The sequence below is a fragment of the Halobacterium sp. R2-5 genome, from assembly GCF_011734195.1.
Taxonomy (GTDB): domain Archaea; phylum Halobacteriota; class Halobacteria; order Halobacteriales; family Halobacteriaceae; genus Halobacterium.
Window position 1 is genome coordinate 608582 of record NZ_JAANTH010000001.1, and the last position, 18429, is coordinate 627010.

Consider the following 18429-nt stretch of genomic DNA (forward strand, 5'->3'; position numbering starts at 1 on the left):
CGCGAACGGGTGGGTTTTTAGTCGCGAGTCGTCTACGCCGCTGCAATGACACGCATCCTCGTCGTCGACAACCACGGTCAGTTCACCCACCTGGAGCACAGGCTGCTCCGGGACATGGACGGGGTGGAGACCGAAACCGTCGACAACACGACGCCGGCGGCGGACATCGACGCCGACGGCCTCGTGCTCTCGGGCGGCCCCGACATGGCCGACACTGGGAACTGCGCGGACTACCTCGACCTCGACGTCCCCGTCCTCGGCATCTGCCTCGGCATGCAGCTCATCGCCGCCGAACTCGGCGGCCGCGTCGAGTCCGGCGAGTACGGCGGCTACGCCGACGTCGACGTCGAAATTCTCGACGACGACGACCCGCTCGTCGGGTCGCTCGCGCCCGAGACCCGCGTCTGGGCGAGCCACGCCGACGAAGTCGTCGAGGTCCCCGACGGCTTCACCCGCACCGCCGCCAGCGACATCTGCGACGTCGAAGCCATCTCGGACACCGACCGCGACCTCTACGGCGTCCAGTGGCACCCGGAGGTCGCACACACCGAGGAAGGCGAAGCAGTGTTCGAGAACTTCGTCGACGTCTGCGAGTAGGCCGATGACCGAGACGCAAGGCGAACTGGCGAGCCTCTCGAAGTTCATCTTCCGGGCGCCGCACTGGTACACGAGCGTCGCGCTCTCGCTGGTCATCGCGGCGCTCGCCGGCGTCGCCGCCTTCGACAGCCAGTACGTCCTCGAGGACGCCTGGCAGGGCGTCTTCTTCATCGGCGTGCCGACCGTCGTCGCGAGCCTCGCGACCACGCCCGTCGACCGCTTCTTCGGCGGCCAGCTCACGTACAGCCGGTCGTCACTGCTAGCGTTCGCGTGCGAGGTCGTGGTCGTCGTCGTGCTCGTCGCCGCCGGCGTCGTCTCCACGCTCACCGGCCGCTTCGGCCAGAACTTCGTCTTCGACGCGCTCGTCGCCGCGCTCGGGCTGGTGTTCGCGATCCGGTTCCTCGTCGTGCTCGCGGTCTCCCGGGACTCGCCGCTGGTCGCCGCGGTCCCCGCGAGCATCCAGACTGCCACCGCAGGGGTCCTGCTGTTCGTCTACAGCGGCACGATGAACCTCCTCACGACCGGCGGCAGCATCGCGAGCGCGTACCTCTCCCGGCCGGCCGAGGCGCCGCCGGAGATCCAGTACGCGTTCGTCCCCCAGGACTTCGTGCTGCTGGCGTTCCTCACCGCGCTGTACGGCGTCGCGGCGTACGCGTTCGTCGTCGCCATCGACCGGCCGTGGCAGCGCAGCCTCGACGTCAGCGTCCTCGACTTCATCAGCGGGTTCATCGGCCACATCGCCGAGGGCACCCGCGAACTGGAGGGGTTCTTCGAGCAGATCGGCGAGGAGGCCGTCGTCCCCGTGACGGTGCTGGCGTTCCGGACCACCGACGGCCACGAAGAGAAGGCCCGCTTCGTGCTGCCGATGATCCACCCCGGACCGATGGGCGAAATCGGCGGCGGCAACCTCCCGCAGCGGGTCGCCGAATCCGCTACCGGGCTGGCGTTCCCGCCCCACGCCACCGCCGGCCACGACTTCAACCTCGTCACCGAGCGCGAGGTCGAGACGCTCATCGACGCCGCCGACGACGCCTTCGAGTCCATCGAGTACGGCGACAGCGCCAGCGCCGGCGTCCGCGTCGAGGAGGGCGAAGCGAAGCTGCTCGGGCAGGCGTTCGGCGACGACGCGCTCCTCGTCTCCACGTTCTCGCCCGGCTACGCCGACGACGTCGAGTACGCCGTCGGGCTCGCCGCGACAGCCGAAGCCCGCGTCGAGGGCATGGACGACGTGCTGCTCGCGGACGCGCACAACTGCAACAACGGCCTGGGCGGCGACGACCTCGGGCACGTCTACCCCGGGAGCAAGCGCTCGTTCGACATGATCCGGGGCGCCGGCGAGGCCGCCCGCCGGCTCGACGACGCCGACGAGGGGCCGCTCGAACTCGGGGTCGCGTGGGACCGCACGCCGTGGCGACCCGAGGACGGCATCGGTCCGCTCGGCGTCCGCGTCGCTGTCCTCGAAGCCGGCGGCGACCGTACCGCGTACGTGCTCGTCGACGGGAACAACATGGAGCCCGGGCTCCGCGAGGAGCTCGTGGACGCCCTCGACGCCGTCGACCAGGCCGAAATCATGACCACGGACACCCACATCGTCAACACCGTCGAGTCCACGAACCAGGTCGGCGCGGCCATCGACTGGGACGAACTCGCGGCGCTCGTCGTCGAGCTCACCGAGGAAGCCGTCGACGACCTCGACCCCGTCGAGGCGGGCATGGCCAGCGAGCGCGCCGAAGTCACCGTCTTCGGCAACGACCGCACGGAGACGCTCGCCAGCCACGCCAACGCCGTCATCGCGATGGGCGGCGTGGTCGCCGCGCTCGCCGTGCTCGCGACCGTCACCATCAGCGTCCTCATCTTCTTCCTGACGTAGCCCCAGCGCCTCGCTGGCCCGGGCACAGTGCCGGATAATGACGGACGGGATATATTTTCGAGCGCCTGGGGGAGAATATTTGGATAACTAATTTAGGATAGTGTTGTGTCAACAAGTGTCGTGGTCTAACAATGGCTGACGATACAGAAGATATCGCTTCAGAAATGAGGCAAAAAGCGAAAATCGAAACACAGAGAAAACCCTCATCGAGGCGGTCCTTCCTCCGGGGACTCGGCGTCACCGCCTCGGCTCTGGCTCTGCCCGGCACTGCTCTCGCGACCCGAGACGGCTCCGACGGGGAGGACGTCGACGTTCACCGAGATATCACCTTCGCCGAACGGCCGGCAGTCGGCGAGGGGAGTCACACGGACGGCGAACTCAGGCTCGACCTGTACCTCCCACAGGAGAAGAACCCGAAACCGAGACCCGTGCTCGTGTACATCCACGGCGGGATGTGGCTGTTCGGAGCCAAAGACGCGGACCCGTACCTGTACGAGCACCTGGCGCGGCAGGGGTTCGCCGTGGCCAGCATCGAGTACCGGTTCATCCAGGAGGGACGCTTCCCCGCCCAAATTCGGGACGTCCGCGCGGCGATTCGCTGGCTTCGGGCGCACGCGAGCGAGTACGACCTCGACGGCGACAACGTCGGGACGCTCGGGTCGTCAGCGGGAGGCCACCTCTCTGCGCTCGCAGGGGTCACCAACGGAGTCGACGAGTTCGAGGGCGACGGACCCCACACCGACTACTCGAGCCACGTGCAGGCGGCGGGGTCGTGGTTCGGCCTGTTCGCGCTCCACAAGATGGTCGAAACTGCGCCCCCGGAGAGCGACTTCCCGTACGAACAGCCCCAGTCACCAGAGTCGCGACTGGTCGGAGAGACGATCGAGGACAACCCCGAGGCGGGCAAGTACGCCAGTCCGATTACGTACCTCGACAAAGACGACCCGCCGCTCCTGCTCTACCACGGGAAAGACGACGGGCTCGTGGGATACGGACAGAGCGAACTGATGTACGAGAAGGCCCGAGAACTCTGCCACGACAGCTCCCTCTACCTGCTCGACTCGCTCGGCCACTCTACCAACGATGTCTATTCGGCACTCGAGAGCAAGCCACCAGCCGAGGGGACTACCCGAACAGTCCACTGTCGCCCCTCCGAAAACGCCCCGGACGAACGAACGAAAGACGGGCCGGTCGCCTCGATGAAGGACGTGGAACAGTTCTACCGGAAGACGTTGCGAGACTGACGCGCTCCGCGTCCCCGAACCCCGCTCTCGCTGAGGCCGATTTCGTCGGACAACGGGTGAGCCGTACAGCTAGCGCCGTCGCTACGGAGTCGGCGAAGAACGGAGAGAAGTCCGCTACGCTTCGTCGAACAGGTCGTCGACCGCACCGCGCGCCGCGAGCGCGGCGTCCTCCGCGACCTGCTCGACGTCCGCGTCGGCGTCCGGCGCGTGCACGTAGACGTCCACGTCCAGTACGCCGTCCTCGAACGTCACCGTGACGTCGAGGTCGTCGACGTCGCCGGTCGCCAGCCGCGAGAACACGAGGCCCTCGGCGGCTTCCGCGGCGGCCTCGACGACTTCCTCGTCGGTCGGCTCCTCGGCGGTTCCCATCAGTTACGCGCTCGGGCCGCCCATCGGACCGCCGCCGCCGGCGCCGCCGAGCATGTCCTGGAGCTCTTCCTGGAGCTCCTCGAACTGCTCCTGCACGCGCTCCTCCTGCTTCTGGAGGGTGTCGACGCGGACTTCGAGGTTGTCGACCTTCTCCTCGAGGTCGTCGGCGGCGTCGTCGTAGTCGGTCTCCACGAGGAGCTCGCCGACCTCGCGGTACATCGTCGCGTCCTCGTCGATGTCGTCGAGGGCGTCGAGGGCGGTCTCGGCGTCCGAGAGCTGTGTCTCGGCCTGCTGCTTCTGGGCCGCGACCGTCTGCGCTTTCTCCTGAAGGTCCTGTAGCTGCTCGAGTTTCTCCTGTGCTTCCGGCGGCAGATTACCCTGCATACCTTCGAGGAGGTTCGCCCGACAGAAAAACCCCCGTATTACGCCCCGAGGACCAGCCGACGGCGACGACGCCGGACTCGCGCAGCTCAGCGCCGCTCGCGCCGCGCAGCCGCTGCCGCGCGCTCGGCGACCTCGACCAGCGTCAGCCACGTGTTGTTCCCGGCGCGCAGCGCGGTCAGGTCCGCGGCCTCGACCGTCACGGTGACCGTCGCGCCGTCGCGCTCGACGGACGCCTCGCTGCGGTCGCCCTCGATGTCGCCGGCCTCCACCGCGACGCTGCGCTCGACGACGCGAGCGACAGCGGGAGAACCGTAGTCGAAAACCAGGTCCGTTCCGTGGGCCACCGTCCGTTACCGGACGTCGACTTCCTTGACGTCGCGGCTCCGCTCTTTCAGCAGGACGCGGTGCCCGCAGTACGGACACCGGACCCCGCCGTACTCGTCGAGTTCGACGTCGCGCTTACAGCGGGAGCACTTGTACGCCATTATTCCTCGACGGCTTCGACGTCGGCCTCGACTTCGACGTCCGCGTCGCCCTCGCCGAGCGCCGCGCGAATCGAGCGCGTGACGGCGCGCCCGCCCGGGGTCTGCGGCTTGTACGCGCCGCCCGCGTACTTGTGACCGCACTTGTCGCACTGCCAGACGCCAGTGCCCTCGCGGGCGACGGCGTCGGAACCGCAATCCGGACAGGTGTGGTCGTCGTTCATCTCGTCCTCGATTTCGGAGACGCGACGCCGGGAGACGCGGCCGTAGCGCGCGCCGAATCGGCCGGCGCTCCCCGCGGAGCCCTTCTTAGCCATAGTGGACGCACCTACCGTCGGGTCGCACATGAACGCTACGGTTCAGTCTCGTCTTCTCCCCGTCAGCGCGTCGCTGAGAACGCGACGATTCAGTCCCGCAGTCCCTCGTCCGTGAGCGCGTCGTTGAGGTCGGCGCGCACGCGCTCGCCGGTCTCGCGGTTCATCGCCGTGGTGACGACGCGGTTCTCCTGGACACTGGAGCCGTCCCGGACGAGCAGCCGGAGGTTGCCGTTGTCGTCGGCGCGCGTGACCTTCGCGCGGACGCCCGTCCGGGAGCCGGAGCCGCCGGCGTCGATGGGGCCCGGGATGACCTTCTTGACGTTCGGGTGGGCGGCGACCGTCCGAATCGCCTGCCGGCCGTCGCGGTCGCCGATGAGCGTGGAGTGGCGGCCGCCGATCTTCTCGCTGGCGGGCTCGTCGACGACCTCCAGCGAGCGGTCGCCGCGGCGCTCGACGACCGCTTCCACGGGATTCTCGCGGGGGACGCGGTAGACCTCGTAGCGGAGGTCCGTGCGCACCGCCGAGATGACGTCGTGGTCGCCCGCGACGAAGACGTCCTCGGGGCGCTTGCGCCGTATCTCGTCGGCGATGCGGCCGGCGAAGTTCCGGAGTTCGACGACGCCCGCCTCGCCGCCGTCCTCGGGGACGGTCGCGATGTCCGTGCGGCCGACGACGTCCTCGTCGTCGAGGAACGTGAGCGTGGCGTGGTCGCGGTCGCAGGCGGCGACGACCCCGTCGCAGTTCGCGGTGTCGCAGACCAGGCAGTAGTCGCCCGGCTTCCGCAGCGGAGTCCCGCACCGCCGGCAGTCCATACCGGGGGAAGTCCCGCCGCGCGCAAAAGGTCGGTGTTTCGCGTGGTGGACGGGACGCAGCCGCGAGCGCCGCGCCTCAGACGTCCACGCCGACGTCCTCGGCGGTGAGCACGTCGGGCAGCGAGCCGTCGCGCTCGCCCTCGATGTCCGCGAGAATCTCCTTGAAGTAGGCGTTGAACAGCTCGGGGTGCTCGCTCATCGGGAAGTGGCCGATGTCCGCCATCTCGACGGCGACCGCGCCGTCGCCGATGCCGTCCGCGACCGCCTCGCCCATCTCGGGGTCGGTGAGGTAGTCGTACTCGCCGTTGACGGCGTACAGCGGGCACTCCGTGGCGTCGATGTCGCCGAGCTTCTCGCGGTAGTCGTGGTCGACGGAGTAGTAGTAGAGGTCGCCCTTGAACACGCCCGTGGCGCCCTGCTCGTAGAGGTACATCGTCTCGCGGCGCGCGGGCTCGGGGCTCTGCTTGGCCATCAGCCCCCAGCAGGAGTACGCGTTGACCTCCGTCGTGTTGATGTGGGCGTGGTCGAGCCAGTCGATGTAGAACCCGGGGCTGTGCGCGCCCGTCTCTAAGCCGACGAGCGCGCGGAACCGCTCGGGGTACCAGTCCGCGAGTTCGAGCGTGACGTTCCCGCCCATGCTCGACCCCATGAAGATGGGGTCGTCGAGGTCGAGCGCGTCCGCGATGCCGACGATGGTGTCCGTGAACTGCTCGGCGGTCAGCGTGTAGTCCTCGGCCCACCACTCCTCGCTCTTCGGCGGGACGGACTTCCCGTGGAACGGCAGGTCGTACGCGATGAGGCGGTAGTCCTCGGCGAGTTCCTCGTCCGCGAGGAGGTGGCGCCACTCCTGGTTGTTGCAGCCGGCGGTGTGCTGGAGGAGAATCGGCTGGGCGTCCTCGGGGCCGTTGGCCTCGTAGTAGACGCGGTGGTCGACGCCGTCGATCTCGACGTGGACGTACTGTCCCGTGATCTCCTCGACGTCGCCGTGACTGTGTTCGCTCATCAGAGGTCACCCCCGTTGTTGTGGGTCTTCCGCATCAGGTCGAGCGCGCGCTGGAACGCCCGGAGGTTCTGGAAAATCTTCTTGTTGTCGCCCGTGAGCCGGAGGTGGCCGTCGTCGCCTTTCACGGCGGAGCGGTAGTGCGAGGCGATGATCTCGTGGTTGAACGCGGGCGGCGTCTCCTGGACGAACTCCTCCCAGGCCTCGCGGTCGCCCTCGACCCCGAACGACCACGCGTAGTTCATGCCGGGTTCGGGGACGACGTCGTCCACGGTGCCCTCGTCCATCTGGACGAGAAAGCGGTCCTCGCCGATGTCGACGTAGAAGTTCTCGTCGAACGTGTCGTGGCCGCGGACGGTCATCTCGTCGTCCTCGTTGACGAGCTCCTTGTAGTGCTCCCACCAGCCGTGTGAGCCGAGTTCTGTGTCAGCCATAGTGTGCGAGATGGAGCGGGCGACAGGCGCCGCCCGCGCCATTCGGCCGGAGCTACACCGACCCCTCAATTATTTATTAGCCGCCTACGCGGCGGTTAGCGGCCGCGGGAACGAGGAACACTCTGCGTTCGGCGAGATTACGGTCGGCGTTCGACGAGCTGCGAGCGTAATCTACTCCTAACGACGGCACCGCTGCTCGCTCGGCCCTGTTCAGAGGTCCAGCGGGCTCGTCTTCAGGTACTCGCGGAGGACGACCGTCGCGTAGCTCCCGGAGGGGAGCGAGAACTCGAAGGCGAGCGGGTCGCGCTCGACGTCCTCAGAACGCTCTGCGTTCTGATGGGTGGTTCGAGAGACGCCGTCGGCGTCTCTCGTCATCTCGGAAGACTCTGTCTTCCGGCTGACTGCGGAAGACGACGTAGTCGTCTTCCGAACGTCGAGGTCGGGACGGAGCAGGACTGCGCGCCGAGTCCCCGAGGAGTCGAACTCGCCGGGGAGGTCGAAGTCCGCGGGTTCGAGGTCGAGGTCGTCGAGCACCGAGCGCTCGATTTCTCCCGGTTCGCCCTCGGCGAGCTCGGTGTCGGTGCCGACCAGCGGCGCGGTGACGAACGCCCGACCGCGGGCGCAGTGCCGCGCCATCACGTCCACGCGGTCGGCGGTGACGCGCTGCTCGCGGCTCGAATCCGGGCGCGCCACGCCCTCCGGGGCGTCCGATTCCGCGAACCACACGACGTCGCCCTCGACCGGCTCGTGGAACGGCAGCCCGCGCTCCATGCGCTCGGAGAGCATCCGGTTGAACGCGTACGACTGGGCGGCGTGGACGAACAGCCGCTGGAGGTTCGACGGGAACGTCTCCACGGCGTCCCGGAAGCCCCCGCCGTCGGCGAGCTCGTGGAGCATCGTGCGCTCGTAACGCAGCCGGCTCGGGAACTCCGCTAAGGCGGCCTGCCAGTCCCGCGTGTCCTCGACGAAGCGCCGGGCCCGACTGCTGTCCTCGGGCTCGTACTCCGTGGGGTTGCCGAGGTACGCCATCGCCGCGCTCTCCCAGTCGCCGCGCAGGATGGCGAGCCCGACCTCGTGCGTGACGGGGCGCTTGCTGCCGAAGCGCTGCTGGCCGAAGTAGTTCGGCACGCCGGGGTCGCCGCCCGCGAACGCCGCGAGGGCGCCGGTGACGGCCTCGGCCTGTTCGGGCGCGTCCGGGTCCCGGACGACGACGCGGAACTCGTTGCCCGCGAGGTCGCCGAACGCCAGCCCGCGGCCGGCGCGCCCGACGACCTCGACCTCGGCGTCCGAAATCTCGGGGAGGTCCTCTGGCTCGACTTCGCGGGCGGCGAACAGCTGCGTGGTGACGGCGTGGCGGTCCTTCGTGCCCGCCCACGTCACGCGCTCGCGGCTCATCCCGAGGCGGTTCGCGAGCTCGCGGGCGAAGTCGTTGGTGTCCCACGACGTCAGCGTCGCGCGCAGGACGAGCCACGGGTAGTCGCCGACGTCGGCGTCGACGGGCTGGGTGTCGAACTCCTCGATTTCGGTGACGCGGAAGTCGGCCGGCGACTCCCGGAGGCGGCCGCCGGTGCCGTCGCTGTCGCTGGCGTAGTACGCCATCCCGACGGCGCGTTCGAGTTCGTGAGCCTCGCGCATTCGTCCCCGTCTCCGGGCGCCCGCGGCTTAACCCGGCCGGTTCGCCCTCACTACTTTGCCGGTACGCGCCGAACCACGAGTCGATGGCCGACTACCGCGCCGGCTTCCGCTCGGCCGACACCGAGCACGACGCCGTCGACCTCCCGGTGGAGGGCGCCCTCCCGGAGTGGCTGAGCGGCGCGCTCGTCCGGAACGGCCCCGGGAAGTTCGAGGCGGGCGAACCGGGAAGCGGAGAACGGTTCGCGCACTGGTTCGACGGCCTCGCGCTCCTCCGCCGGTTCGGCTTCGACGACGGGAGCGTGGAACTCACGACGCGGTTTCTGCGCACCGAGGAGCTCCGCGCCGTCGTCGAGGAGGGACGACTCGGCGCCGGACAGTTCGGCACGGGCGCGGGCGGGAGCCTGCTCGCGCGCCTCAAGCACTCCGTGAGCCCGGCGTCGACGGACAACGCGAACGTGAACGTGATGCGCGCCGGCGGCGACTTCCTCGCACTCACCGAAGTCCCGACGCAGGTCGCCTTCGACCCGGAGACGCTGGCGACCGAGGGCCGGTGGGCGTTCGACGACGACCTGGACCCGCACGTGGCGTGTGCGCATCCGGTGACGGACCCCGAGACGGGCGCGACGTTCAACCTCTCCGTGCGCTTCGGCCGCCGCCCCGAGTACGTGCTCACGCGACTGCCCGAGGGCCGTACCAGCAGAGAGGTCGTCGCGCGGGTCGCGCTCTCCGAACCGGTCTACGTCCACAGCTTCGCGCTCACGCCCGAGCACGTCGTCGTCGCGGCGTGCCCGCTGGTCATCGACCTCTGGGGGCTGCTCCGGCCGGGCGGCCACGACACCTTCCTCGACGCGCTGGACTGGCGGCCCGAGCGCCCGACGCGGTTCGTCGTCGTCTCCCGCGACTCCGGGGACGTGGTCGCGGCGCCGACCGCGCCCGCGTTCTTCACGTTCCACCACGCGAACGCGTTCCGCCGCGGCGACCGCCTCGTCGTCGACCTCGTCGCGTTCGAGGACGCCGGCGTCGTGGACTCGCTCGCGCTCGACGACCTGCGGGCGGGGTCCGTCCGGACGATCGACGGCGATCTGCGGCGGTACTCGGTCCCGCTGGACGGCGGGCGCGCTACGCACGAGCCGGTCGCGACCGGCGGGCTCTCGCTCCCGCGGTTCGACGAGCGCCGCCGCGGGAAGCCCTACCGGCACGTCTACGCGACTCGCACCGGTGGCCCCGGAGACGCACCGAACCACCTCGTCGGCGTGGACTGCTGGACCGGGGACACCCGCGTCTGGGGGGAGCCGGAGACGTTCTGCGGCGAGCCCGTCTTCGTCCCCGAGCCTGGTGGCGGCGAGGCCGACGGCGTCGTGCTCTCGGTCGTCCTCGACGCCGACCGCGAGCGGTCGTTCCTGCTCGTGCTGGACGCCGCGACGTTCGAGGAGCGGGCGCGAGCGTGGGCACCGGACGTCCTCCCGTTCGACTTCCACGGGCAGTTCTACCCCAGCGACTCCTCCAGGTCGTGAGAGCCGTCGGCGACAGCGGTGAGAAAGAACGAGGGGGTATGGGCCTCGGAGCGGTCAGCGCGCGTGCTCACTCCTCGACGATGAACTGCGAGGCGCGGTCCAGGACCTCCGAGCGGGACAGCGCCTCGTCGAACGCGTTCGGGAACGGTACCTGCATGTCGAGCACCCGGAGGAACGACGCGTGCCGGGCCTCGACGCTGTGGATGCTCAGCGCCGACGTCACCACGTCCTCGTTCTCGATGGAGGGGGCGGCGCCGGCGTACGCGCCGACGCCCGTGTCCTCCAGGACGACCGCGGTCGCGACGAACTCGTCGGGCTCCTCGACGGCGGATCCGAAGTCGAACTCCGGCTCCTCGACGGGCTCGCCGCCCAGGTCCTCGACGACCGCGCCGAGCGTCTCGAAGTGCGTCTCCTCGTGGTCTCTGACGACCTCCAGCGCCTCGTAGACGTGGTCGCTGACGGAGTCGTCGGCCTCCTCGAACGGCCCGTAGCAGGCGAGGTCGTCCTCGTCGATGTTGTCCAGTGCCGCCTCGTAGAACCGGTACTCGAGCGCTTCGAGCGTCCGGGCGTAGTTGAGGACGGCCACGTCGTCCTCGAACTCGTCGTCCCCGCTCGCGTCCTCGTCCCCGTGCTCGTCGCTCGCGAGCACCGGCGTGGAGAAGGCGCTCCCGAGCGCGAGCGCGCCGAGCGCGCCCGTCCCGGCGAGGAAGCCCCTGCGGGAGTTGCTGGTGTCCGAGCGGTGCGCCGTCGGGTCGTCGGTCTCGTCGGCTGTCATCGCGGGAACCACTACTGTCAGCCCGCAGTTTGTTATGGGTCCACAATCCTCGGGGGCGTGCAGTAGGCCGGAGTGTGTCACGTCTACTCGCGAAGTATTATCACGCTATGTACGTGTCACGGGGCTGTCTTCTGGTGGGGGACGTGGCCGCCAAAGAGCACCGTAAGCGGCGCGACGTGAACCCCAGCCGTGACGGATTCACCGAGCGTGTCGGTTCTGATTAAGGGGGTAACTTCGACTCGCGGCCCGGGACACGGGCCGTTCGCCGGTCAGAACAGCGAGAGGTCGCCCGTGATTTCGTCCACGTCCGCGTCCGCCGCCGGCCCGACTGCGACCGCCGTCGGCGTCCCGGGCTCCAGCTGCGTGCGGCCCGCGTCCTCGATGACCGCTGACGGCAGCCCCTTCGCCTTCGCCTCCTCGGATATCTGGTAGAGCTCGCGCTCGCTGCCGGCCTTCACCACGACCTTCGCCTGGCCCTGCTGTTTCCACTGGCGCTGGGCCTGCTCGTCGGCGTACTCGTAGGCCTTCAGGGAGGCGTGGGCGACCTGCGCGGCGAGCTTTCCCTGCCCCATCCCGATGTCCGTCCGGGCGGCGATGACCTGTTTCATGTCCGGCCGGAGGTGGGCGGCGGCCAAAGCCTTGGCTACTCGCGCTCCGCGGCGGAGCGGCCGCGCTACCGACAGACACTTGCCAGTTCCGCGGGCAGTCCGCGACATGGCCCCACGCACCCCGCTCTCCCGCCCTCGCCAGTACTTCGAGGAGCGCGGCTTCGACCTGTGGCCCGCGGCGGGTGCCGTCGCCGTCGCGGCGCTCGCGCTCGCCGCCGCGCTGTTCGGGTTCGCCGCGCTGTTCGTCCGCCGCCTCCGCGCGGCCGGCCACGGCGACGCCGCCGCGCGGGTCTGGTCCGCGCTCTCCGAGGAGATCGTCGGCATCGTCGTCCTGTTCTTCGTCGGCTGGGTCGTCACCGCGGGCGTCCTCTACGTGGCCGCGCGGCTGTTCGTCGGCTACGACGCCGGGTTCCGGGAGACGCTCGTCGTCGCCGGGTGGGGGACCGCGCCGTCGATTCTCAACACGGTGTTCGCGTTCGCCGTGCTAGCGTTCGCGCTCGACGCCGCGAGCTTCGCCACCGCCGAGGCGTTCGCCCGGCAGTTCAAGTCGACCGTCGGGTCGACGGGCGTCTACCGCGCGCTGTTCACGTTCGCGGTCGCCGGCTGGCAGGCGTTCATCTACACGGAGGGTGTCGCCGTGGCGTTCGACGCCGACGGGGGCAGCGCGCTCAAAGTCGGCGTTCTCGTCGCGTACGGCGGCTGGCTGCTCAGCCTCTTCTGAAACCTTTAGGCGCCCCCGGTTCCACCACCCGGTATGATACTCTCCGACCGGGACATCCTCGCGCGGCTCGCCGACGGGGACCTCGTCGTCGAACCGATCGACGACGTCGACCTCCAGGTCCAGCCCGCGAGCGTCGACGTCCGCCTCGGCCGGCGCTTCCTGGAGTTCGAGCGCGCGAACGTCCCCTGCATCCACCCCAACAAGGAAGAGGAAGTCGAGGACTACGTCACCGAGACGGTCGTCGACGACGGCGACGAGTTCATCCTCCACCCCGGGGACTTCGTGCTCGGCACTACCAAGGAGCGCGTCGAGGTGCCGCCGGACCTCGTCGCGCAGGTCGAGGGGCGGTCCTCCTTGGGCCGGCTCGCCGTCGTCGTCCACGCCACAGCCGGCTTCATCGACCCCGGATTCGAGGGGAAAGTGACGTTAGAGCTGTCGAACCTCGGGAAAGTCCCGGTCGCGCTCACGCCGGACATGCGCATCAGTCAGCTCGTGTTCACGGAGCTCACGAGCCAGGCCGACCGGCCGTACGGTGAGGGGCGCGGGTCGAAGTACCAGGACCAGGACGGCCCGCAGGCGAGCCGCATCCGCGGCGACCGCGAGTTCGGTGGCGACCAATGAAGTTCCTCGAAGAGGTCGTCGTCGAGGAGTTCCTGCCGACGTTCCGGTCGCTGCTCGCGGCGGACCTCCGGGCGCGCGGGCTCACCCAGCACGAGGTCGCGGAGCTGCTGGGCGTCAGCCAGTCCGCGGTCTCGAAGTACGCCCACGGCGACGTCACCGTCAACGACGACGTCGCGGACGACGAGCGCGTGCAGGAGACGGTCGAGCGAATCGGCGAGGGGCTCGCGAGCGGCGACGTGTCCCGCGTGCAGGCGCTCGTCGAGGCCGAGGTCCTGGTTCGGCGGCTGTCCGCTCGCGGCGACGTCGTCGCGAACCTCCACGAGGCGGCGATGCCGGCGCTCGCGGAGTACGACGGCGACTTCCGCGTCCACGACCCGGAGAGCGAGGTGCGCGTCCGCGAGCGCGTGCTCTCCTCGGTGCGGCGGGGCGTCCGCGTCCTCGAACACGCAAGCGGGTTCACGACGCTCATCCCCGCGGTCGGCTCGAACCTCGTGGAGTGTACTCCCGACGCCGCGGGCGTGGAGGACGTGGCGGGCGTCCCGGGCCGGATTCTGGACGTGATGGGGCGCACGGAGATCCCCGCGGACCCCGAGTTCGGCGTGAGCGTCCACGTCGCGTCCGTGCTGCTCGCCGCCCGGGAGGCGGGCAGCGACGCTCGCGCGTGCCTGAACGTCCGCTACGAGGCCGACATCGTCGCCGCGCTCGACGACGCGGGCTACCGGACCGTGGAGTTCGACCCGGAGGACGCGTCCAGCACGGACGCCGTCAGCGAGGCCGTCGCGGCCAACCCCGGCGCGGACGTCGTCTACCAGACCGGGGGCTTCGGCGTCGAGCCAATCGTCTACCTGCTCGCGGACAGCGCACCCGAGGCCGCGGAGATGGCCCGCGACCTACTGTGAGGACGCGGTCGCGAGTCCCGCGGGGCCGCCCGCGAGGTGTGCGCGGACGCCGTCCCCGACGCGGTCGAAGACGGGGCGGGCGTCCGGGCGCGCGCTCAGCACTGCGACCGCCGCAGGGAGCGTAACGGCGGCGTCCGCGACGTTGACGGTCGGGCGGAACCGCCAGCCGTCAGCGGTCTCCGCGAGTTCGTCGACGAGTCCCGCACCCGCGACCGCGGCGAGCGCTTCCTCGACGTCGGAGACGTCCGTCGCGACGTCGGCGCGGCGCGCGGCGTCCGCGAGCACGTCCGCCTGCTCGGCCGCCGAGAGTTCGTCGGCGAGAGCGGCCGCCGTACAGCGCAGGAGGACGACGCAGAGGTCGTCGAGGTCCGTGGTCGCCTCCGCGGCGGCGAAGTAGGCGTCGAGGACGGCGCGCTCGGCGTCCCGGTGGCCGGCCGCGCTCAGCGCCTCGAACACCGCGCCGGTGACGTCGTGGCAGGCGTCCGGCAGCGACGGCGCGTCGGCGTCCGGGACCGGCGCCGTGCGCTCGTGGACGACGAGGTCGTAGTGGGGGGCTCGCGGGTCGTAGCGCTCCAAGGTCTCGCGGTACGTCCGCGCGAGGCCGGCGGCGTCGGTCGCGGTCTCGCGGTCCGCGAAGCGCAGGCCGCCGACCGGGAACGGCCGCTCGCCGGTGCGCGCGCAGGCGACGTAGAAGCGCCCGCCCTCGGTCGCGAGCGCGTCGAGTCGCTCGCGCATCGTCCGGAGGTCGTCGCCCATCACGCTCCCCTCCCGTCGCCGGAGTCGTTCGGAATCGCTCGCTCGCCCATGTGTTTTAGGCGAGCCTAAAGAATGAAAAAGCTACCGAGAGCCGGTCACCGAAGTCAGTCGAGGTCGCCCTGTCGAATCCGGCGCTCGGCGGCCTCCAGCGCCGCGTCGCGGTCGAACTCCGCAACGACTTCCTCCAGCTCTTCGCGCGAGGCGGCCCGGAGCTCCCGCGCGTGCTCGGTCACCGACGGCAGCGCGCGGATGATGTTGTCCACGACGGGGACGGCGGCGGTCTGCGCGGACCGCGACATCGGGTTCAGGTCGACCACGATTTCGGTCTTCCCCATCTCCGCGAGCGCCTCCGCGCGGTCGCCGTCCTCCAGGGGCACGAGCACGACGTCCGCGTCGTAGATGCCGTCGCGGTCCACTTTCGCGCGCTCGTGCTCCAGACCCGGAATCCGGGCGTCCGCCGTCAGGCCCTTCACGTCGCTCGCGCCGTGCTCGCGGAGGTGCTCGGCGATAGCCTCCATCCGCTCCTCGGTGCGGTTGAAGAGGTTCACCTCGACGTCGGCGCCGACGACCTCCGCGAGGGCGACGACCTCGCCCGGCACGAGCGCCGCCACGTTCCCGTTCACGGACAGCACTGGGTGTTCGGCGAGCAGGAGGTACGCGGCCGCGGCGCGCTCGGCGGCGTCCGCGGATGGCGTCGTCTCCTCGCCGAGCAGGTAGTCGAACGCCTCGCCGCGGCCCTGCGCGACCAGCCCCTGCTTCGACGTGATGCCCTTCTCGACCCCCGCCTCGATGCGGTGGCGGGTCACCAGCGAGTCGTGGCGCGGGTGGTCGGCGGGAATCTCGGCCATACCGTCTCTGGCCGACCGGCGCGCAAAAATCGTCCGCTTACGGACCGCGCTTCCGACTCTCCGCTCGCCGCTCACTCCTCACGGGTCGAGTGTCGCCCCCGCGGGGTGCACGCGGCACACCTCGGGGTCGTACCCGGCGTCCGAGAGCCCCGTGCCGAGCGCGAACACCGTCCGCCCGAGCATCGCCATCGCGGCCTCGCCGCCCGCGTCCGTCACGGCGTCGACGGCCGCCTCGACCTCGCCGTCCAGCAGGCCCGCCTCGCGGGAGAACCCGCGGGAGAGCGCCATGAACCGCGGGAGCGTCGGGTGCTCTCGGAGGCTGGCGAGCGCGTCCTCGCCTGCCGCTGACAGCGCTTCCGTGTCGCCGCCGATGACCTCGCTCGTCGAGAGGCCGCCGAAGGAGACGTACTCGACGCGGCCCGCGTCCGGCACGCCGTCGAGGCGGCCGTGGGTGGGTGCGCCGGGTTCGACGCGAATCGGCACGCCGCCGCGCGCCTGCGCGACCACGTCCCCGAGCCCGGTCCCGGCTTCGACCTCCGCGGCGTGGGCCACCGCGACGAGGTCGTTCGCGGATAGCCCCGCGTCGACGGCGCTGTTCGCCGCGAGCGCCGTCCCGAGCGCCATCGCGCCCGACACGCCGAACCCCGCGCCGAGCGGCAGCGGCGTCTCCGCCCACACCTCGGCGGTCGTGTCCAGCGCCGCCAGCACGCGCGTCACGCTCTCCACGTCGACCTCGCGGCCGTTCAGCCGCACCCGCGTCTCGTCGCTGGACGACACGCTCGTCGTCACGCCCGCCGAGAGCGTGATGCCGGCGCCCCGCGAGCCAGTCCGCTCCGGGTCGTCGGCGCGCTGCACGCTGAAGAAGCCCGTCACGTGCCCGGGCGCGAACGCCGTCGCCGCCTCGCCGTCGCTCATCGTCACCCCCTCGGAGGCGGGACGAATTAAGGGTTGTATATTCGCCCGAGCGTGGCGAAACGCCGCTGGCCGCCGTTCTCCGCCCGCCGCGCGTCAGATGCCGCTCTGGGTCGTGCCGCAGGCGTCCCGGAACGCGCCCTGGACGACTTCCGAGAGCGCCGGGTGGACGTGGATGGTCTCGGCGATGCGCTCGGCGTCCGCGCCCGCTGCGACGGCGGTGCTCACCTCGTGGACGAGCGTCGACGCCTCCGGGCCGACGACGTGGAACCCAAGCACGCCGCCGTCTTCGCCGACGATGGCCTTCGCGAAGCCGTCGGCGCGCATCGCGGAGCCGAGCGGGACGTCCTCGTACTCGCGGGTGCCGACCGCGTACTCGCCGTCGACGTCGGACTCGGGCCGCCCGAGGCTCGCGAGCTGCGGCGAGCCGAAGACGGCGTGTGCCATCCCCGGGTACTCCACGCGCTCACGGTTGCCGCGTACGGCGTTCTCCACGGCGTACTCGGCCTCCTTGTCGCCGGAGTGCTTGAACATGTAGTTGCCCGCGATGTCGCCGATGGCCCACACGCCCTCGACGGACGTCGCTAGGTAATCGTCCGTCTCGACGAACCCCTCGTCGTCGGTCTCCAGCCCCGCCGCGTCGACGTTCCACAGGTCGGTGTTCGGCTGCCGGCCGGTCGCGAGCAGCACGTCGTCGCCGCGGACGGTGCGCTCGTCGCCGTCCTCGGATTCAGCGGTCACGACCACCTCGCCGGATTCCCCGGCGAGTTCGGACGCGCGGTAGCCGAGGTGGAGGTCGTGTTCGCGCTCGTACGCCTCGGTCAGGCGCTCGGCGGCGTCGCGGTCCTCGCGGTCGACTAACACCGCTCCGGACCCGACAATCGACACGTCGCTGCCCATCTGCCGGAAGAAGTGCGCCATCTCCGCCGCGACGTAGCCGCCGCCGACGACCACCAGCCGCCCCGGGAGCTCCGTCAGCCGCAGCGCGTCGTCGCTCGTCAGGAAATCCACGTCGTCGGTGCCGTCGATGCCGTCCGGCACCAGCGGCCGCGACCCGCCCGCGAGCACGACGCGGTCGCCCGCGAGCCGCTCGGTCCCGTCGTCGGTGTCGACCTCGACCTCGCGCTCGTCGACGAACCGTCCCTCCGTCTGGTAGAACGCGATCCGGTCGTGCTCGCGCGCCCGCTCGGCCTTCCGCTCGGCCTGCTCGGTGACCGTCTCGGTCACCGCCTCGACGATGTCCGCGAACGCGACGTCGTGCAGCGTGGCGTCCACGCCGAACGCGTCCGCCTCCCGGACCGTCTGCACGACGTCGGCGTGGTGGATGAGCCGCTTCGAGGGGTTGCAGCCGCGGTTGAGACACGTCCCGCCGAGCCGTCCGCGCTCGACGACCGCCACGTCCAAGCCTTCGTCTGCGGCCGCGGACGCGACGATGTTACCGGTGCCGCCGCCGAGCACCACGAGGTCGAACTCTCGCACGGCTACAACGTCGGCGTACTCGGGAAAAAGCGTAGTGGCAGGCCGAGATTCGAGCCGGTCAGGGGCTCAGCCGCTGGCGGTCCTGCGAGACGCTTCGCGTCTCGCTGGCTCCCAACGTCTTCGTCCTACGGACTCAGCCGCTGGCGATCTCG

Annotated in this window: 22 protein-coding genes; 7 read left to right on the plus strand and 15 right to left on the minus strand. The window is 70.4% G+C overall.

The features are described from left to right. Positions 1-45 precede the first annotated feature (45 nt). The 3 genes from G9C83_RS03240 (at position 46) to G9C83_RS03250 (ending at position 3711) form a co-directional block, all read left to right on the plus strand. Entirely contained in the window at positions 46-597 is a 552-nt protein-coding gene (locus G9C83_RS03240) for a GMP synthase subunit A (RefSeq protein WP_167244670.1), read from the plus strand. Between the two features lie 4 nt (positions 598-601). Further along, a complete protein-coding gene (locus G9C83_RS03245) occupies positions 602-2467 on the plus strand; it encodes a DUF2070 family protein (protein WP_167244671.1) in 1866 nt (621 codons plus the stop codon). A 131-nt stretch (positions 2468-2598) separates the two neighbouring features. Further along, on the plus strand, positions 2599-3711 hold the full coding sequence (locus tag G9C83_RS03250) for an alpha/beta hydrolase fold domain-containing protein (RefSeq protein WP_167244672.1): 1113 nt from the start codon (positions 2599-2601) through the stop codon (positions 3709-3711). A gap of 114 nt (positions 3712-3825) precedes the next feature. On the opposite strand, the gene G9C83_RS03255 is transcribed toward G9C83_RS03250, so the two are convergent. The 9 genes from G9C83_RS03255 to truD all read right to left on the minus strand — a co-directional run bounded on the left by G9C83_RS03255 (position 3826) and on the right by truD (position 9144). Further along, positions 3826-4080: a DUF3194 domain-containing protein gene (locus tag G9C83_RS03255; protein WP_167244673.1), complete on the minus strand. Its 255-nt coding sequence runs from the start codon at positions 4078-4080 to the stop codon at positions 3826-3828. Between the two features lie 3 nt (positions 4081-4083). Further along, positions 4084-4464: a prefoldin subunit beta gene (locus G9C83_RS03260; protein ID WP_167244674.1), complete on the minus strand. Its 381-nt coding sequence runs from the start codon at positions 4462-4464 to the stop codon at positions 4084-4086. Between the two features lie 86 nt (positions 4465-4550). Continuing rightward, a complete protein-coding gene (locus G9C83_RS03265) occupies positions 4551-4808 on the minus strand; it encodes a KEOPS complex subunit Pcc1 (RefSeq protein ID WP_167244675.1) in 258 nt (85 codons plus the stop codon). Positions 4809-4814: 6 nt separating this feature from the next. Then, a complete protein-coding gene (locus G9C83_RS03270; protein ID WP_059055686.1) occupies positions 4815-4949 on the minus strand; it encodes a DNA-directed RNA polymerase subunit P in 135 nt (44 codons plus the stop codon). Further along, positions 4949-5263, minus strand: coding sequence for a 50S ribosomal protein L37ae (locus G9C83_RS03275; protein ID WP_167244676.1), 315 nt, complete (start codon positions 5261-5263; stop codon positions 4949-4951). Before G9C83_RS03275 ends, G9C83_RS03270 begins: the two co-directional genes overlap by 1 nt. 89 nt (positions 5264-5352) lie before the next feature. Next, positions 5353-6075 (minus strand): DUF2103 domain-containing protein, encoded by a 723-nt coding sequence (locus tag G9C83_RS03280; RefSeq protein ID WP_167244677.1) that lies wholly within the window; start codon positions 6073-6075, stop codon positions 5353-5355. Positions 6076-6151: 76 nt separating this feature from the next. Further along, complete coding sequence (locus tag G9C83_RS03285) at positions 6152-7078, minus strand: alpha/beta hydrolase (protein ID WP_167244678.1); 927 nt, start codon at positions 7076-7078, stop codon at positions 6152-6154. Continuing rightward, positions 7078-7509: a hypothetical protein gene (locus tag G9C83_RS03290; RefSeq protein ID WP_167244679.1), complete on the minus strand. Its 432-nt coding sequence runs from the start codon at positions 7507-7509 to the stop codon at positions 7078-7080. The genes G9C83_RS03285 and G9C83_RS03290 overlap by 1 nt, the downstream gene beginning before the upstream one ends. Before the next feature lie 210 nt (positions 7510-7719). Then, a complete protein-coding gene (truD, locus tag G9C83_RS03295; RefSeq protein WP_167244680.1) occupies positions 7720-9144 on the minus strand; it encodes a tRNA pseudouridine(13) synthase TruD in 1425 nt (474 codons plus the stop codon). Between the two features lie 83 nt (positions 9145-9227). Here truD and G9C83_RS03300 point away from each other — a divergent pair, with 83 nt between their 5' ends. Next, positions 9228-10658, plus strand: coding sequence for a carotenoid oxygenase family protein (locus G9C83_RS03300; protein ID WP_167244681.1), 1431 nt, complete (start codon positions 9228-9230; stop codon positions 10656-10658). Positions 10659-10725: 67 nt separating this feature from the next. On the opposite strand, the gene G9C83_RS03305 is transcribed toward G9C83_RS03300, so the two are convergent. Both G9C83_RS03305 and pth2 read right to left on the minus strand, forming a co-directional pair. Then, positions 10726-11433, minus strand: coding sequence for a ferritin-like domain-containing protein (locus G9C83_RS03305; RefSeq protein ID WP_167244682.1), 708 nt, complete (start codon positions 11431-11433; stop codon positions 10726-10728). A gap of 269 nt (positions 11434-11702) precedes the next feature. Continuing rightward, a complete protein-coding gene (gene pth2 / locus G9C83_RS03310) occupies positions 11703-12041 on the minus strand; it encodes a peptidyl-tRNA hydrolase Pth2 (protein ID WP_167244683.1) in 339 nt (112 codons plus the stop codon). Between the two features lie 106 nt (positions 12042-12147). Between pth2 and G9C83_RS03315 the strand changes: the two genes are divergently transcribed. The 3 genes from G9C83_RS03315 to G9C83_RS03325 are packed head-to-tail and all read left to right on the plus strand — an operon-like array spanning position 12148 to position 14282. Continuing rightward, positions 12148-12762 carry a YIP1 family protein gene (locus tag G9C83_RS03315; protein ID WP_167244684.1) on the plus strand — a complete coding sequence of 205 codons (615 nt, stop codon included), beginning with the start codon at positions 12148-12150 and terminating at the stop codon, positions 12760-12762. 33 nt (positions 12763-12795) lie between these two features. Next, entirely contained in the window at positions 12796-13383 is a 588-nt protein-coding gene (gene dcd / locus G9C83_RS03320) for a dCTP deaminase (protein WP_167244685.1), read from the plus strand. After that, positions 13380-14282, plus strand: a complete 903-nt coding sequence (locus G9C83_RS03325; protein ID WP_167244686.1) for a thiamine-phosphate synthase family protein — start codon at positions 13380-13382, stop codon at positions 14280-14282. The genes dcd and G9C83_RS03325 overlap by 4 nt, the downstream gene beginning before the upstream one ends. Here the strand turns inward: G9C83_RS03325 and G9C83_RS03330 are convergent. The 4 genes from G9C83_RS03330 to G9C83_RS03345 form a co-directional block, all read right to left on the minus strand. Then, complete coding sequence (locus G9C83_RS03330; protein WP_208288412.1) at positions 14274-15038, minus strand: hypothetical protein; 765 nt, start codon at positions 15036-15038, stop codon at positions 14274-14276. The two genes, G9C83_RS03325 and G9C83_RS03330, sit on opposite strands and share 9 nt — an antisense overlap. Before the next feature lie 104 nt (positions 15039-15142). After that, positions 15143-15886 (minus strand): 4-phosphopantoate--beta-alanine ligase, encoded by a 744-nt coding sequence (locus G9C83_RS03335; protein ID WP_167244688.1) that lies wholly within the window; start codon positions 15884-15886, stop codon positions 15143-15145. A 78-nt stretch (positions 15887-15964) separates the two neighbouring features. Further along, positions 15965-16801 (minus strand): pantoate kinase, encoded by an 837-nt coding sequence (locus G9C83_RS03340; RefSeq protein ID WP_167244689.1) that lies wholly within the window; start codon positions 16799-16801, stop codon positions 15965-15967. Positions 16802-16894: 93 nt separating this feature from the next. Continuing rightward, a complete protein-coding gene (locus tag G9C83_RS03345; protein WP_167244690.1) occupies positions 16895-18277 on the minus strand; it encodes a dihydrolipoyl dehydrogenase in 1383 nt (460 codons plus the stop codon). Positions 18278-18429: the final 152 nt, after the last annotated feature.

Bases quoted from the DNA above. Each gene is read 5' to 3' on its own strand.
- G9C83_RS03240 (WP_167244670.1), top strand. From the start codon at position 46: ATGACACGCATCCTCGTCGTCGACAACCACGGTCAGTTCACCCACCTG.
- G9C83_RS03245 (WP_167244671.1), top strand. From the start codon at position 602: ATGACCGAGACGCAAGGCGAACTGGCGAGCCTCTCGAAGTTCATCTTC.
- G9C83_RS03250 (WP_167244672.1), top strand. From the start codon at position 2,599: ATGGCTGACGATACAGAAGATATCGCTTCAGAAATGAGGCAAAAAGCG.
- G9C83_RS03255 (WP_167244673.1), bottom strand. From the start codon at position 4,080: ATGGGAACCGCCGAGGAGCCGACCGACGAGGAAGTCGTCGAGGCCGCC.
- G9C83_RS03260 (WP_167244674.1), bottom strand. From the start codon at position 4,464: ATGCAGGGTAATCTGCCGCCGGAAGCACAGGAGAAACTCGAGCAGCTA.
- G9C83_RS03270 (WP_059055686.1), bottom strand. From the start codon at position 4,949: ATGGCGTACAAGTGCTCCCGCTGTAAGCGCGACGTCGAACTCGACGAG.
- G9C83_RS03275 (WP_167244676.1), bottom strand. From the start codon at position 5,263: ATGGCTAAGAAGGGCTCCGCGGGGAGCGCCGGCCGATTCGGCGCGCGC.
- G9C83_RS03280 (WP_167244677.1), bottom strand. From the start codon at position 6,075: ATGGACTGCCGGCGGTGCGGGACTCCGCTGCGGAAGCCGGGCGACTAC.
- G9C83_RS03285 (WP_167244678.1), bottom strand. From the start codon at position 7,078: ATGAGCGAACACAGTCACGGCGACGTCGAGGAGATCACGGGACAGTAC.
- G9C83_RS03290 (WP_167244679.1), bottom strand. From the start codon at position 7,509: ATGGCTGACACAGAACTCGGCTCACACGGCTGGTGGGAGCACTACAAG.
- truD (WP_167244680.1), bottom strand. From the start codon at position 9,144: ATGCGCGAGGCTCACGAACTCGAACGCGCCGTCGGGATGGCGTACTAC.
- G9C83_RS03300 (WP_167244681.1), top strand. From the start codon at position 9,228: ATGGCCGACTACCGCGCCGGCTTCCGCTCGGCCGACACCGAGCACGAC.
- G9C83_RS03305 (WP_167244682.1), bottom strand. From the start codon at position 11,433: ATGACAGCCGACGAGACCGACGACCCGACGGCGCACCGCTCGGACACC.
- pth2 (WP_167244683.1), bottom strand. From the start codon at position 12,041: ATGAAACAGGTCATCGCCGCCCGGACGGACATCGGGATGGGGCAGGGA.
- G9C83_RS03315 (WP_167244684.1), top strand. From the start codon at position 12,148: ATGGCCCCACGCACCCCGCTCTCCCGCCCTCGCCAGTACTTCGAGGAG.
- dcd (WP_167244685.1), top strand. From the start codon at position 12,796: ATGATACTCTCCGACCGGGACATCCTCGCGCGGCTCGCCGACGGGGAC.
- G9C83_RS03325 (WP_167244686.1), top strand. From the start codon at position 13,380: ATGAAGTTCCTCGAAGAGGTCGTCGTCGAGGAGTTCCTGCCGACGTTC.
- G9C83_RS03330 (WP_208288412.1), bottom strand. From the start codon at position 15,038: ATGGGCGACGACCTCCGGACGATGCGCGAGCGACTCGACGCGCTCGCG.
- G9C83_RS03335 (WP_167244688.1), bottom strand. From the start codon at position 15,886: ATGGCCGAGATTCCCGCCGACCACCCGCGCCACGACTCGCTGGTGACC.
- G9C83_RS03340 (WP_167244689.1), bottom strand. From the start codon at position 16,801: ATGAGCGACGGCGAGGCGGCGACGGCGTTCGCGCCCGGGCACGTGACG.